The organism is Actinoplanes sp. NPDC048967 (genome assembly GCF_040649415.1).
Classification (GTDB): Bacteria; Actinomycetota; Actinomycetes; order Mycobacteriales; family Micromonosporaceae; genus Actinoplanes.
The window spans coordinates 125,362-139,200 of the sequence record NZ_JBEZFL010000011.1; the positions used below are offsets into that span (position 1 = coordinate 125,362).

At 71.6% G+C, this 13,839-nt stretch carries 13 protein-coding genes; 8 read left to right on the forward strand and 5 right to left on the reverse strand.

Annotated elements, in window-relative coordinates; all coding sequences use genetic code 11:
- Nucleotides 1–732: 732 nt before the first annotated feature.
- Nucleotides 733–2,259 (reverse strand): family 20 glycosylhydrolase, encoded by a 1,527-nt coding sequence (locus AB0C12_RS36945; RefSeq protein WP_360555023.1) that lies wholly within the window; start codon nucleotides 2,257–2,259, stop codon nucleotides 733–735.
- A 114-nt stretch (nucleotides 2,260–2,373) separates the two neighbouring features.
- On the opposite strand from AB0C12_RS36945, the gene AB0C12_RS36950 reads away from it, so the two are divergent.
- Nucleotides 2,374–2,949, forward strand: coding sequence for a GNAT family N-acetyltransferase (locus AB0C12_RS36950; protein WP_360555025.1), 576 nt, complete (start codon nucleotides 2,374–2,376; stop codon nucleotides 2,947–2,949).
- Between the two features lie 10 nt (nucleotides 2,950–2,959).
- Here the strand turns inward: AB0C12_RS36950 and AB0C12_RS36955 are convergent, their stop codons facing one another.
- A complete protein-coding gene (locus AB0C12_RS36955; protein ID WP_360555026.1) occupies nucleotides 2,960–3,448 on the reverse strand; it encodes an NUDIX domain-containing protein in 489 nt (162 codons plus the stop codon).
- Between the two features lie 20 nt (nucleotides 3,449–3,468).
- The gene (locus AB0C12_RS36960; RefSeq protein WP_360555028.1) at nucleotides 3,469–4,311 is read right to left on the reverse strand and encodes an LLM class flavin-dependent oxidoreductase; all 843 of its coding nucleotides are present in this window, start codon (nucleotides 4,309–4,311) and stop codon (nucleotides 3,469–3,471) included.
- A gap of 125 nt (nucleotides 4,312–4,436) precedes the next feature.
- On the opposite strand from AB0C12_RS36960, the gene AB0C12_RS36965 reads away from it, so the two are divergent.
- Both AB0C12_RS36965 and AB0C12_RS36970 read left to right on the forward strand, forming a co-directional pair.
- Nucleotides 4,437–5,261, forward strand: coding sequence for an ATP-binding protein (locus AB0C12_RS36965; RefSeq protein WP_360555029.1), 825 nt, complete (start codon nucleotides 4,437–4,439; stop codon nucleotides 5,259–5,261).
- 27 nt (nucleotides 5,262–5,288) lie between these two features.
- The gene (locus AB0C12_RS36970; RefSeq protein ID WP_360555030.1) at nucleotides 5,289–5,801 is read left to right on the forward strand and encodes a GNAT family N-acetyltransferase; all 513 of its coding nucleotides are present in this window, start codon (nucleotides 5,289–5,291) and stop codon (nucleotides 5,799–5,801) included.
- Here AB0C12_RS36970 and AB0C12_RS36975 read toward each other — a convergent pair.
- Together AB0C12_RS36975 and AB0C12_RS36980 are read right to left on the reverse strand one after the other, a co-directional pair.
- Nucleotides 5,791–6,348, reverse strand: a complete 558-nt coding sequence (locus tag AB0C12_RS36975; RefSeq protein WP_360555032.1) for an NADAR family protein — start codon at nucleotides 6,346–6,348, stop codon at nucleotides 5,791–5,793. The two genes, AB0C12_RS36970 and AB0C12_RS36975, sit on opposite strands and share 11 nt — an antisense overlap.
- Nucleotides 6,349–6,500: 152 nt before the next feature.
- Nucleotides 6,501–7,457: a YafY family protein gene (locus AB0C12_RS36980; protein WP_360555033.1), complete on the reverse strand. Its 957-nt coding sequence runs from the start codon at nucleotides 7,455–7,457 to the stop codon at nucleotides 6,501–6,503.
- A 62-nt stretch (nucleotides 7,458–7,519) separates the two neighbouring features.
- Here AB0C12_RS36980 and AB0C12_RS36985 point away from each other — a divergent pair, with 62 nt between their 5' ends.
- From AB0C12_RS36985 to AB0C12_RS37005, 5 genes are all read left to right on the forward strand, one after another.
- The gene (locus AB0C12_RS36985) at nucleotides 7,520–8,500 is read left to right on the forward strand and encodes an ATP-binding cassette domain-containing protein (RefSeq protein ID WP_360555034.1); all 981 of its coding nucleotides are present in this window, start codon (nucleotides 7,520–7,522) and stop codon (nucleotides 8,498–8,500) included.
- 3 nt (nucleotides 8,501–8,503) lie between these two features.
- Nucleotides 8,504–9,241 carry an ABC transporter permease gene (locus AB0C12_RS36990; protein WP_360555036.1) on the forward strand — a complete coding sequence of 246 codons (738 nt, stop codon included), beginning with the start codon at nucleotides 8,504–8,506 and terminating at the stop codon, nucleotides 9,239–9,241.
- A 148-nt stretch (nucleotides 9,242–9,389) separates the two neighbouring features.
- A complete protein-coding gene (locus AB0C12_RS36995) occupies nucleotides 9,390–10,493 on the forward strand; it encodes a magnesium and cobalt transport protein CorA (protein WP_360555037.1) in 1,104 nt (367 codons plus the stop codon).
- Complete coding sequence (locus tag AB0C12_RS37000; protein WP_360555038.1) at nucleotides 10,490–10,996, forward strand: GrpB family protein; 507 nt, start codon at nucleotides 10,490–10,492, stop codon at nucleotides 10,994–10,996. The genes AB0C12_RS36995 and AB0C12_RS37000 overlap by 4 nt, the downstream gene beginning before the upstream one ends.
- A gap of 233 nt (nucleotides 10,997–11,229) precedes the next feature.
- A complete protein-coding gene (locus tag AB0C12_RS37005) occupies nucleotides 11,230–13,815 on the forward strand; it encodes a lipopolysaccharide biosynthesis protein (RefSeq protein ID WP_360555039.1) in 2,586 nt (861 codons plus the stop codon).
- Nucleotides 13,816–13,839 lie beyond the last annotated feature (24 nt).

Here is a 13,839-nt window from a genome sequence, read left to right on the forward strand (position 1 = left end):
AGCGGGCCCGATCACAGCTGGGTGGTGATTGCTGAGCGGTGAGCCTGGCGGGTCTTCCCGCGGGAGTGGGCCGGGTCCTGTGCTGGTCAAGCCCGGACGCAGGATGGGTCGCACCGCGGAGGGCTCCCGCGAAGCGGGGGCTCCCGCGAAGCGGTGCCTCACCGCTGAGCCGGGCCTACCGCTGAGCCGGACCCACCGCTGAGCCGGACCCACCGCTGGGCCGGGCCTACCGCTGGGCCGGGCCTACCGCTGGGGCGGGCCTACCGCTGAGCCCGACCCACCGCTGAGTGGGTTTTCGTTCACCGACGACCACCGTGCGCTTCTGGCCGCCGACCTAGCGGGTCAACCGCGAAGCGGGTCAACCGCGAAGCGGGTCAACCGCGAAGCATGGCCCCCGGCGCCGAGCTGGCCCCGCCCCGAACTGGCCCCGCCCCGAGCTGGCCCCGCCCCGAACTGGTCCCGCCCCGAACTGGTCCCGCTCCTGAACTGATCCTGCCCCGAACTGGCCCCGGCCCCGAACTGGCCCCGGCCCCGAACTGGCCCCGGCCCCGAACTGGCCCCACCCTGCATTGCCCCGCCCTCGAACTGGGCTAGCCGCCAGGCAGTCCACGGCCGGGCGACGCCCAGCATCAAGCGGGACCAATCACTCACTCAAGCTCGCCCACCGCAGCCGCTCGCGGACCATGACCTCCGCATTCGCCCCGGACGTCATGGCCTGCGACGGGGGCCGCCCTAGGTCCAGGGAATCTCCGGGGACGCGTGGAAGGCGATGCCCTGGTTACGCCAGCGGGGACCGAAAGCCGCCAGCCGCTGCCGGAACGACTCCCAGTCGTGCGTAGCGCGCGGGGACCAGCCGATCTCCGCGACAGCCGGCAGGCGCGGGAACGTCATCGTCTGCACGTCCGTAAGGCTGCGCAGCGTTTCCGACCACAGCGGCGCCTCGACGCCGAGGAGGTGTTGTTCTGATACGCCCGGGAGGCGGTCTGCCGGGTCCCAGTCGTATGAGCGTTCGACGTTGATCACGCCGGCCCAGTCCAGGCCGGGCTTGCTGTCGGGGGTGTACTTCATGTCCAGGTAGCTGCGGTCCGCCGGTGACATGATCACCTTGCTGCCGTTGGCGGCGGCCCGGGCGGTGCCCTCGTCGGTTGCTTCGATTCGCCAGTACTGGGCGATCGCTGTCTCCGGGAGCTCCACGCCCGCCATCTCGTGCCAGCCGACGACGCGCTTGCCGTACTTGGCGACCAGCGGCAGCACCCGCTGGATGAACGTGCGGTAGTCCTCCGCCGTCGTGGCCTGGGCCTCGTCGCCGCCGATGTGCAGGTACGGGCCCGGGGTCAGCGCCGCGACCTCGCGGACGACGTCCTCGACGAACGCGTACGTCTCTTCCTTGTCCGCGACCAGCGAGCTGTAGCCGACCTCCATGTCGGTACGCGGTGCCACCGCGACGCCGTCGGCGGTCAGCTCGGGGTACGCGACCTGCGCCGCGTTCACGTGTCCCGGCATGTCGATCTCCGGCACGATCGTCACGAACCGGTCGGCCGCGTAGCCGACCAGCTCGGTGTAGTCCGCGCGGGTCAGGAAGCCCGGCCCGGTGCCGTCCACGCCCGTGCCCTCACCGCCGCTGACCTCGGTGAGCTTCGGCCAGCCGTCGATCTCCAGCCGCCAGCCCTGGTCGTCGGTCAGGTGCAGGTGCAGGTGATTGATCTTGAACTGGACCAGCGAGTCGATGTACGCCTTGATCTCGGCGACGGTGAAGAAGTGCCGGGCGATGTCGAGCATCGCGCCGCGGTACGGGAAGCGGGGGCGGTCGACGATCTCGCCACCGGGCAGCACCCATGCGCCCTGCTGCGGGCCGGGCGCGTCGATCGCGGCGGGCAACAACTGCCGCAGAGTCTGCACAGCGGCGAACAGGCCGGCCGCGGCAGCAGCCCGCACCGTGACACCGGACCCGCTGACCTCGAGCCGGTAACTTTCGTCCGGGGCGCCGTCGAAGTCGCCGTCCGCGTCGAGGTCGGGGGCGGGGTCGAGCAGCAGGGCGATCTCACCGGAGTCCTCGCCGACCGGCAGCGCGTACCCGGTGGCCGGGCGCAGCAGCGCGGCAAGGTACTCACCGATCCGGCGGGCCTCGGTCGAACCGGGCGCCGTGCGGATCGCCGTACCCTCGCCGATGGTGAAGTCGGCGGCCGGGTCGGGCCGCACCTCGGCCGGCACCGGGATCACGTCGTCGAGGCCTCTGCGCTGGAATGCCGGTTCGCTCACCGCTTCATCCTCCCGTTCCGGACCGTCGATCGGTCGGTCGGCACGACTCTAAACCCTCTTTCCAGTTTCGGGACGCCCCGATGGCCCGCGTCACGCCGCCGTTATCGTGACGCCATGGCGATCACCATCCGGCGCGCGGTCCCGGCGGACGCGGCTGAGCTGCACCGGCTTGCGGCCGACACCTTCGGTCTGGCTACCCCGCCGGGCACGCTTCAGACCGACATCGACGCTTTCATCGCCGAACATCTCGCTCTGGCGAGCTTCGAGAAGTACCTGGCCGACCCGGCGCGGATCGTGCTGCTGGCCGAGGACGCCGGCGTGGCGGTCGGGTACGCGATGCTGATCGGCGGCCCGATCCAGGACCCGGAACTGGCGGCCGTGGTTCGTTCCGCATCGCCGCCGCCGCGGCCAGGGACGCCCGACGACTCGACCGCGGCGCCGGCGATCGAGCTCAGCAAGTTCTATGTCGCCGCGCGCAACCACGGCTCCGGCATCGCCGCCACGCTGATGACGGCGACGCTCGAGGCCGCCGCGGCGACCGGGGCGCGGCTCTGCTGGCTGGGCGTCAACCAGCGCAACGAGCGGGCGGCCAAGTTCTACGCCAAGCACGGCTTCGAGATCATCGGCACGAAGAAGTTCCTGGTCGGCGACGTCTGGCACGACGACCACGTGCGCGCCCGCCGGCTCTGAGAGCCGCGGGTCAGGGCTGATGGACGGCCGGGGCGCTGAACCAGGCGTCCGCGCCGGGCGTCAGCGCGTATTCGATGCGCCGGCGGTTCAGGTCGTTGATCGGGGGCAGATCGCCCAGCTCGAACCAGCCCACCGCCAGCGACTCGTCGTCGTTCACCCGGGCCTCGCCCCCAACCGCCCGGCAGCGGAAGGTGATGTCGACGAATTCCGTCTCGTCGCCGTTCGGGTACGTGTTCGGCGGCTGGGTCAGCACGCTGGTGATCCGTTCCGGGACCACGTGGACGGCCGTCTCCTCGTACACCTCTCGGACGACCGTCTCCGCCGGCTGCTCGCCCGGGTCCATCGTGCCCGCGATGAGTGCCCAGCTGCCGTTGTCCGCGCGCCGGCCCAGCAGCAGCCGGCCCGCGTCGTCGAAGACCACCGCGGTGACGCCCGGCAGCAGCAGCATCCGGTGGCCGATGACTTCGCGCAGGCTACGAAGGTATGGCGAAATGGGCATGTCGGACACGATAGTGCAGGTCAGCCGACCAGGGGGCGTACCTCCGTCGCCACGGCCCGGACGAACGCTTCCGGGTCCGGGTCGTCCACCGTCGGCTGGAGGACCACAGTGGTCGCACCGGCCTCGGCGAAGCGCTCGACCGTCGCCGCTACCGCCCGGGCGTCGCCCGCCACTCCTGGGAAGTCCATGCCGTAGCGCTCCTGTTGGCGGGCCATGCGGTCAGCCGCCGTCGGGCCCATCGCCGCCGGTAGGAAGACGACGAGCTGGTGGCCGTCCGCCCGGCCGATGTGCTCCCGGGCCGCTCGGACACCCTCCGGGGAGGTGCCGCCGGTCAGGATCGTGCCGTCGGCCAGCTCCCCCGAGAGTTGCAAGGTCTTGGGACCGGTCGCACCGATGAACAGCGCCGGCGGCTGCTCCGGCGGCCAGTCCAGCTTGACCTCGGCCAGCCGCACGTAGCGGCCTTCGGCGGTCACGGTCTCGCCGCGCAGCAGCTCCCGCAGGGCGGTGGCCTGCTCCCGCAGCATGGTCATCGGCGACGCCGCCTTGACGCCGACCTGAGCCATCCACTCCTGCACGCCGTGCCCGACGCCGACGATCGCGCGGTCGCCGAACATCCGGTGCAGCGTGGCGACCTCCATCGCGGTCAGGGCCACGTTGCGCAGGGGCGCCGGCAGGATGCCGATGCCGACCCGCAGCCTCGTCGTCCAGGCCAGTGCGGCCGCGGCAGCCGCGACACCGCTGTTCAGAAAGCAGTCCTCCCACAACCAGAGCTGTTCGAGGCCGGCCTCGTCAGCGGCGCGGGCGATGCTCCGCAGCCGCTCGGGCGGATTCTGGGGCAGGAAGATGGCACCTAGTCCGGTCACCCGACCATCCTCCCTGGCCGAGCCGGCCGATTGCACCCGTACGGGTGAGCTTCGTTGACCGGCGGCGGACAGCGGCCGAGACTGCCTGATACCCCGACCGACGTGCCGACTGAGGAGCCGCGTCCATGGAGGAGAACCCTCCGTACCTGTTCCTGCCCGCGCTCGACGGGGCCCGCGCCCAGGTCTCGGTCACCGCGGACGTGGACGGGGCGGTCATCGACATCGCGGTACGCGGCGACTGGCATCCGCAGCTCGGCGCCACGGTGGCCCTGGAGATCGGTCGCTGCCTGGCCGAAAGTCCCGCCGCCATCCTCATCGACGTGGCCGGCGTGACGGACCCGGCGGCCGACAGCGTGCCGGTGTGGTTGTCCGCGACCCAGGCCGCCGCGGCCGCCGATCCGCCCGCCCGGCTCGCCCTCTGCCTGCCCGCCGGGTCGCCGCTCGCGCACCGGCTGGGCCAGATCGGCGCCCGGCGCTACCTGCCGGTCTTCGCCTCGCTCGCGGAGGCCCGGGAGTCGCTCACCGGCAGTCGTCCGCTGACCGACGTGGTCCGGATGCGCCTGCCACCCTCGCCTGTCTCCCCCGGCGTCGCGCGCAATCTCGTCGGCGGCGCCTGCCACGCCTGGAACCTCGCGCCGTTGCTGCATCCCGGCCGGGCCGTGCTCTCCGAGCTGGTCGCCAACGCGGTCGAGCACGCCCGTACGGAGATGGAAGTGTCGATCTCGCGTCGCGGCACCGCGTTGCACCTGGCGGTCCGGGACCGCGACCCCACACTGCCGCGGATCATCGACCCGTGCCCGGTGGCGCCGGGGCTGCCGCTCAACGAGCGCGGGCACGGCCTGCGCGTGGTGCACGCCGACTCGGTGGCCTGGGGTGCCATCCCGACCACGGGCGGCAAGATGGTCTGGGCCACCGTCCGGGACCGCGCGGGTCACCGCCGCCGATGGTGACCGGCCGGCCGGGTTAATCTGCCCCGCATGAACGCGAGCGTCCGAGCCGCCACCGCCGGCGACGTGGCGGCCATCTGCCGGATCTGCACCGACGCCTACCGCGACACCTACGCCGGCCTGCTGCCCGGCGACTACGTCGAACGGGTCATCGCCGAGTTCTACAACCCGGAGCGGGTGGCCGGGGAGATCGCCGCGAGGCCGCCCGGCTGGCTGGGCTACCAGGTCGTCGAGGAGGACGGCCGGGTGCTCGGCGCGGCCGGTGGTGGCACGACCGCGCCGGGTGTCGGTGAGCTCTTCGTCATCTATCTGGACCCGGCCGAACGCGGGCGCGGGCTCGGCACCCTGCTGCTGAACAGGATCACCGAGCAGGTGACCGAGCTCGGCGCCGAGGAACTGTGGGTCTCCGTGGTCGTGGACAACGACAAGGGCATCCCGTTCTACCGGGCGCGCGGCTTCGAACAGATGAGCAAGCGCAGGGCCTACGGAGCCGGACCCGACGACGACGTGTGGGCCTGGCGGATGCGCCGGCTCATCCCCTGAGCTGCTCACGGGCGGCCATCAGGGCGAAGCCGAGCAGATTGAGCCCCTGCCACCGGGCCGGGTCGGCCGTCCGCTCGTCGGTGGCGGCCAGCCCGATGCCCCAGATCCGGTCCGTGGGACTGGCCTCGACGAGGATCCGCTCCCCCGTGCCGACCAGGAAGTCACGCAGCTCGGGACGCTGGCCGAACTTCGCCACACTGGCCTGCGTGACGATGGACCAGCGATGCCGGACCCAGGTCTGCTCGTCGAAACCGCGGACCCGGCGGCCCAGCATCTTGGCCTGGCGGGGGTGGCCGGCCGCGACGATGAGCCGGGCGGTCTCCTCGTCGCCGAAGAGCAGCGCCTTGCGCCACATCATGTAGTGCTCCGCCGAGCTGAAGCGCACATCGTCCACAGTGAACGCCGACGGCCACCACTGGCTCAGGCAGCCGGTGCCGATGCTGCCGTCGCGCTGCGGCCGGTGGCCCCAGAAGAAGACATATTTCGGCGGCCGGCCGGAGCGGACCAGCTCGATGACGTCGTCGACGGTTTCCGGTACCTCGTTCACGACCGGAAGTATGCCGGTCACCACCGACATTCTCAGCCGGGTTTCCCCGGATCCGCCCGGGAGTGCCGCGCGGCGGCGACGCGAAAAAATGTCGTACCCGGTCGATAGGTTTCTCGTGCGGATCGGCGCCACGGGGGCGCCGATCCGTCCAGCTACCGGTCGGCTCCGCGCAGCAGGGTTTCGCCTGCTGCGCGGGCCTGATCGCGCAATTCCGGAGGTGACTCCACTGTGAAGTCGGCGCCCAGCATGCCCAGCACCATGACCGGCCAGCCGAGGTCGTCCACGTTCATCCGCAGCCGGCAGCTCGCCGCCGACTCCGGCTCCACCGTGCCCCACTGGCCCACGAAGCTCTGCACCTCCGGCGCGGGCCGGCCGATGACGACCGACACGTCGTAGCGGTTCGGCACCGCCGCCAGCCGGGAACGCATCCAGGCCACCGGATCGCCGCCGGGGATCTCGCGGGGACGGAAGCGGGCGCCGGTCAGTTGGGGCGCGGTCAGCCGATCGATCCGGAAGCTGCGCCAGTCACCGCGGTCCAGATCCCAGGCGACCAGATACCAGCGGCGGCCGAGCGAGACCAGGCGGTGCGGTTCGACGTAGCGGGAGGATTCTGCGCCTTCGCGGGGCGTGTAGGCGAAGCGCAGCCGCTCCTCGCCGCGACAGGCGAGGGCGATCGTGGTCAGGCTGGCGGCGTTCAGGGCCGGGCCGCCGCCGAAGACCCCGGGCGCGGTCGCCGCCTGCAACGCGTCGATCCGCTTACGCAGCCGGGGTGGGAGCAGCTGGATGACCTTCGCCAGGGCCCGCACCGAGGTCTCCTCGAAGCCGGCGACCGCCCCGGCCGCCGCGGTACGCAGCCCGACCGCGATGGCGACCGCCTCCTCGTCGTCGAGCAGCAGCGGGGGCACCGCCGCACCCGCCTGCAGCTGGTAGCCGCCGGCGACGCCGCGGGCCGCGTCGACGGGATAGCCGAGCTCGCGCAGCCGGTCGACGTCGCGGCGCAGGGTCCGCGGGCTGACCTCCAGCCGGTCCGCCAGCTCGGTGCCGGGCCAGTAGCGGTGGGTCTGCAGCAGGGAGAGCAGCCGCAGCATCCGGGCACTCGTGTTCGCCATGTCGTCAGTCTGCCGTCGATTGCGGTCAAAAAGTGGCCGCATCTGCTCCTAGCGTGGATCCCATGATTGAGACACACGACCTGACCAGGCATTTCAAGGACGTGCAGGCGGTACGCGGGATCAACCTCACCGTCGCCCCGGGTGAGCTGGTCGCGCTGCTCGGCCCGAACGGCGCCGGGAAGTCGACCACCCTGCGCATGCTCACCACGCTGATCCCGCCGACCTCCGGCACCGCCCGGGTCGCCGGCCACGACGTGGTCCGCGCGCAACGCGAGGTACGCCACCGGATCGGCTACATCGGTCAGGGCAACGGCGCCGCGCACAGCCAGCGTGGCCGCGACGAGCTGATCAGCCAGGGTCGCGCGTACGGGATGAAGGTGGCCGACGCCCGGCGGCGCGCCGCCGAGCTGATCGAGTCGCTCGACCTCGGTGAGGTCGCCGACCGGACCGTGTCGACGCTCTCCGGTGGCCAGCGCCGCCGCCTGGACATCGCGATGGGTTTGATCCACGCCCCCGAGCTGCTCTTCCTCGACGAGCCGTCGACCGGGCTGGACCCGCAGAACCGCGCCAATCTGCAGGAGCACATCGTCGAGCTGCGCGAGCGGTACGGCACCACGATCGTGCTGACCACCCACTACCTCGACGAGGCGGACGCGATGGCGGAACGGGTCATCGTGATCGACCACGGCCGGATCATCGCCGACGACACCCCGGCCCGGCTCAAGGACGAGCACGTCGGCGACCGGATCGTCCTCGGCTTCGAGCACGAGACCGACGCGGCGGCGGTCGCGGCCCGCGTCCCGCACAAGTCCCACCAGCACGGCACCGAGGTGACCATCTCCGTCCCCGGGGCTCCCCGGCTGGTCACCGGGCTGCTCGACGACCTGCGGGCCTGGGGGCTGCCCCCGGCCGAGGTCGAGGTCAGGCGGGCCACGCTCGACGACGTCTTCCTCCAGCTGACCGGCCGCAGCCTGCGCGAGGGCGGCGCCGCCCGGTCGGCCGGGGACACCGGGGAAACCGCACCCGCTCTCGTGGAGGCCTGAGTCATGACCAATCTCGTCACCGACACCGGCGTGGTCTTCAGCCGCGAACTGCGGCCGGTCCTGCGCAACCCGTTCACCGTCGTCTTTGCGATGGTCCAGCCGTTGGTCTTCCTGGGCCTGTTCGCGCCGCTGCTGCCCGACGATCTGAGCCTGCAGTGGTTCGTGCCCGGCATCGTGGTGATGTCGTGCCTGTTCGGCACCTCGATGACCGGTTCCAACCTGCTCTTCGAGATCCAGACCGGATCGCACGAGCGGATGCTGGTCACCCCGCTGCGCCGGCCCGCGCTGCTGATCGGCCGGGCGCTCAAGGAGATCGTGCCGGTGGTCGTGCAGGCCGCGGTCATCGTGGCGATCTGCCTGCCGTTCGGCTTCGACCTGCACCTCGGCGGCGCGCTGCTGGGCCTGGTCATCCTCTCGGTCTTCTGCCTGGGGCTCGGCTCGCTGTCGTACACGCTGGCGCTGGCGGCCAAAAATCAGGAGTGGTTGTTCTGGACGGTGCAGCAGACCCTGCTCTTCCCGCTGTTGCTGCTCGCGGGCATGCTGCTGCCGGTCGAGGCCGGGCCGGGCTGGCTGCAGGCGCTGTCGAAGTGGAATCCGCTGACCTACGTGGTCGACGCGGAACGGGCCCTGTTCAACGGCGACGTCTGGGCGTCGACGACCGTGACCGGCGCGATCGCGGCCGCCGCGGTGGGCGCGTTCGGCCTGCTGGTCGGCACCCGGGCGATGCGTCGCTCGGCCTGATCCGGGCGGCCGGGCCGGGCTGGGCGAGCCGGCCCGGCCCGGCGCCGGTGAAGGATCCGAACCCGGTACGGGCACACGGTGCGGCGCAAGCGGGCGGTCAACCGTTACGGTCATCCCGGACGGCCGGCGATCGATGGGGGAACCGCGGATGTTCGGGTTGCGGCGGCGCGAGACGCGCTCCCTTCCGCGTACGCTCGGCCGGCTCATCGAGGGCCTGGCCCGCCCGGTGCCCGCCGCACCGGAACAGAGGCGCAGCAACCCCGACGCCGTCGTCGACTGTGCCGTGTATCACGCCGGTGCGCGCCGGCCCGGGCAGCTGCACTACGCGCACGCCGTCCGCCAGGCGCACCGGCAGAAGGACGCGTTCGTCTGGCTCGGGCTGCACGAGCCCGACGAGCCCACGATGGCCGCGATCGCCCGGGTCTTCGGCCTGCACGAGCTCACCGCCGAGCAGGCCACCGCGGCCGGGCACCGGCCCGCCGCCGAGGTGATCGGCGAGGTCACCCGGCTCGTGCTGCGCACCGCGCGCTACGTCGAGCACGAGGAGCTGACCGAGAGCTCCGAGGTGGTGGACACCGGCGACGTCACCGTGCTGATCGGCGACCGTTTCGTCATCACCGTGCGGCACGGGGCCGCGGGTGCGCTGCGGCCGGTCCGCCAGGAACTGGAGCAGCGGCCCGCCCTGCTGGCCGAGGGTCCGTGGGCGGTCGCGTACGCGGTCAGCAGCCGCATGGTCGACCTCTACCTGGAGGTCGCCGCGCACGTGGAGCACGACCTCGAGGCGCTGGAGGAGGTCTCCTTCTCCGCCAGCAGACCGCCCGACATCGCGCACATCTACCAGCTCAAACGGGAGATGGTGGAGTTCAAGCGGGCGGTGCTGCCGCTGCAGGAGCCGTTGCAGCGGCTGCTCGACCGCGACGTCGTGCCGGCGGGGCTGTACCCGTACCTGGTGGATGTGCGGGGGCGGCTGAACCGGGCGGTGGACCGGGTCGCCGGGTTCGACGACCTGCTGAACTCGATCCTGCAGGCTCGGCTGGCGCAGGTGTCGGTGGACCAGAACAATGACATGCGCAAGATCGCGTCGTGGGCCGCGATCGCCGCCGTGCAGACCGCCATCGCCGGCATCTACGGGATGAACTTCGAGTTCATGCCCGAACTGGGCTGGCGATACGGCTACGCGGGCGTGCTGCTGCTGATGGCCGGGGCCGCGGTGGTGCTGCACCGCCGCTTGAAGAAGGTGGGTTGGCTGTGACGATCGCGGAGCCGGATCAGCGCTGGGCCGAGCTGGGCCGGCAGGCCTGTGTCGTGCTGGCTCCGCTGTTCCTGGCGGTCGAGCACGTCGGCAGCACCGCCGTGCCCGGGCTGCCGGCCAAACCGGTGATCGACCTGATGGCCAGTCTCGAGGACCTCGACGACGTCAACACCAGCGCGCTCGGGACGTTCGGTTACCGCAGGGTGCCGACCGACATGCCGGAGCGCCTCTTCTTCCGGCGTGAGGACTACGACAGCACGGCTTACCACCTGCACATCGTCACGGCGGAGAGCTGGCCGGTGCGCAACGAACGGTTGCTGCGCGACTACCTGCTCACCCATCCCGCCGACCGGGACCGGTACGCCGCCCTCAAGCGCGAGCTGATGGACAAGTTCGGGCCGGGCGACGCGTACACGCGGGGTAAGACCGGGCTGATCCAGGAGCTCACCGACGCGGCCCGGGCCGAGCGGGGTCTACCCTCCGTGCCGGTCTGGGAGGAGTAGGCCTTCCGCCGTGTGCCGGCTCACCCGCGGCATCGGACGTTACGGCTGTGACCAGGCATAACGCCTGAGGTCCCAGGGGCCTCAAAGATCCACCGAACGGTCCCGGACCCGTCCCCCGGTCCGCAGGTTCTCCACTCCGGACAGTGTGCGGAGTGTGCACCACTCTGCCGTGGCAGTCGAATACTGCGGGTAACTACCGTTTGGCTTCGATCACTGCACTGGGGGCGGTAGTAGTGGAAAGTACGGTCACCGAGGTCGTGCCGGAAAGCCTGGATCCGGGACCGGAGGGTCCGGGTCGTGGTGGCCTGGTCACCGTTCTGCGCGGGCATCTGGACCTGTTCCTGAACGCCGGTTCGCTGATGGCCACGACGGCGATCACGTCCCTGTTCGGCTTCGCGTACTGGTGGCTGGCCGCGCGTACCGCACCGGCCGAGGCCGTCGGCCAGGCGTCCGCGGCGGTCTCCGCGATGACGCTGATCGGCACGATCGGCATGTTCGGCATGGGCACCATGCTGATCTCCGACCTGCCCGCGCTGCGCGGCCGCAAGTGGGAACTGATCTCCACCTGCCTGCTGGTCGCCGGCAGCGCCGCGACCCTGGGCGGGCTGATCTACGTCGCGCTCGCCCACCTGGCCGTCCCCGGCCTGCAGAACGCGCTCGGCAGCACGGCCGCCACCGTGCTGCTGGTCTTCGGCATCGCGCTCAACGCGATGACCCTGGTCCTGGACGAGGCCCTGGTCGGGCTGTTGCAGGGACCGTTGCAGCTGATGCGCAACGCCTGGTTCTCGGTGGTGAAGCTGGTCCTGCTCGGCGTGCTCGCCGTGCTGCCGCTCACCCTGACCGGCGGCGAACTGCTGCTCACCTGGATCGCCGGCATGGTGCTCTCGGTGGTGATCCTGGGCCGCACGCTGCGGCGCAAGGGCATGGTCGATTCGGTACGCCCCCGCGTGTCGCTGCTGCGCGGCCGGGGCCGGGCGACGTTCGACCACAACCTGCTGAACCTGGCCACCTACCTGCCGCGCGCGGCCCTGCCCCTGGTCGTCACCGCGGTGCTGTCGGCCGAGGCGAACGCGTCCTTCTACACCGCGTTCATGGTGCTGTCGTTCCTGGCGATGGTGCCGGGCAACGTGGCCCTGACGCTGTTCGCGGTGGCCAGCGGCGACAAGGCCGCGCTGCGCTCCAAGGTACGGATGGGTCTGCTCATCTGTCTCGGCGGCGGCCTGCCGGTCTCGCTGATCGTGGTGTTCTTCGCCAAGCCGATCATGGGTCTGTTCGGGGCGAGCTACGCCGAGTCGGCCGGCACCGCGCTGATGATTCTGGCGCTGACCTACGTGCCGTTCGTCTTCCACCACTTCTTCCTGGCGATCTCCCGGGTGCAGGGCCGCGTCCGGGGCGCCGGCATCTTCTCGGTCTTCGCCGGCCTCGCCGAGCTCGTCGCCGCCTGGTACGGCGGCAGCCGCGGCAGCCTCACCGAACTCGTCACCTGGGTGGCAGTGGTGATGGCCGCCGAGATGGTGCTCGTCGCGCCGACCGTGCTGCGGGTCGTCCTCGCCCGCCCGCCCCTGGAGGAGAACATCATGTCGACCACCAGCCTGACTCTGCGCGAACGCGCCTGGCTGCCGCTGGAGTACATCCGTACCGTCGGCCCGCTGACCGGGGTGACCGCCGAGCGGTTGCGGACCGCCCTGATCGGCCTGCACGCCGCCGACCCGACCCACCGGGCGGTGTCGCGCCTGGACCGCGCCGGCGCCAAGTGGCTGCACATGGACGCGGCCACGTTCGCGGCCTACGTGCGGGAGGCGGTCACCGACCTCGGTGACGGGCCGGCCGACTTCGACGCGATGACCCGCGAGCTGCAGGCCGAGCCGCGCGGTCACCACCCGGTGCGGATCCTGGCCGGCGGCGGGTACGTGGCCATGAAGGTGGCCCACGCGTACGGCGACGCGGGCCCGGTGAACACGCTGCTCCGCGAGCTGATCCGGGCGGCCGGCGAGGAACGGGCCGCGCAGATCGCCCCGTCCGTCCGGCACCGGTGGGCGCTGCCGAAGGCCTGGTGGAAGCAGTTCGGCACCAAGCCGGGCCGGTGGAAGCAGGGGCTGAGCTTCGCCCGGCCGCCGCACCCGCAGGAGTCGCCGACGCGGCCGTGGACGCCGGGACTGACGGTGGAGACCGCCCGCTCGGCGGAGGTGCTCGGCAAGATGCGCACGTGGCGTGACCAGTACGCGCCCGGCGTCACCACCTCGGCGATCACGTTCGCCGCGTTCACGGCGGCGCTGCGCGAGCTGGGCCTGAACCCCGACCTGTCCGGCGGCACGTTCCTGGCCGATGCCCGGCGCTACGTGGACCAGGGCGTCAGCATCGACAGCAACTTCTGCATGGGCCCGTTCCTGAGCCCGCCGAGCCTGACCGACCCGCAGGCCATCCACACGACACTCAAGGCGGAGCTGGCCACCGGCCGGATCCTGACCATGATGCTGCTGCGCGAGGGCAAGATCGCGGTGGCCGGCGCACCGGGCCTGCCGGACGCGTACCCGTCGGAGGCGGCGATCGAGCCGCAGCCCCGGCTGACGTTCAGCAACCAGGGCCGGCACGACGTGCTCGCCGACCTGCCGTGGGCGGTCGACGCCGCGGACCGGGTCAACCAGAGCGTGCCGACGCTCAACGGTCCGGAGGGCATCACGCTCACCACGTCCGAGATGGGCGGGGTGCTGCACCTGGAGGCGACGTTCCACGCCTCGACGTACGACCCGGCGGTGGTGGCCCGGGCGCTGGAGCTGGTCTGCACCGACCCGGCCGCGCTCATCATGGCGACCCGCTGAGGGATGAGGACTTACGCGCGGCCG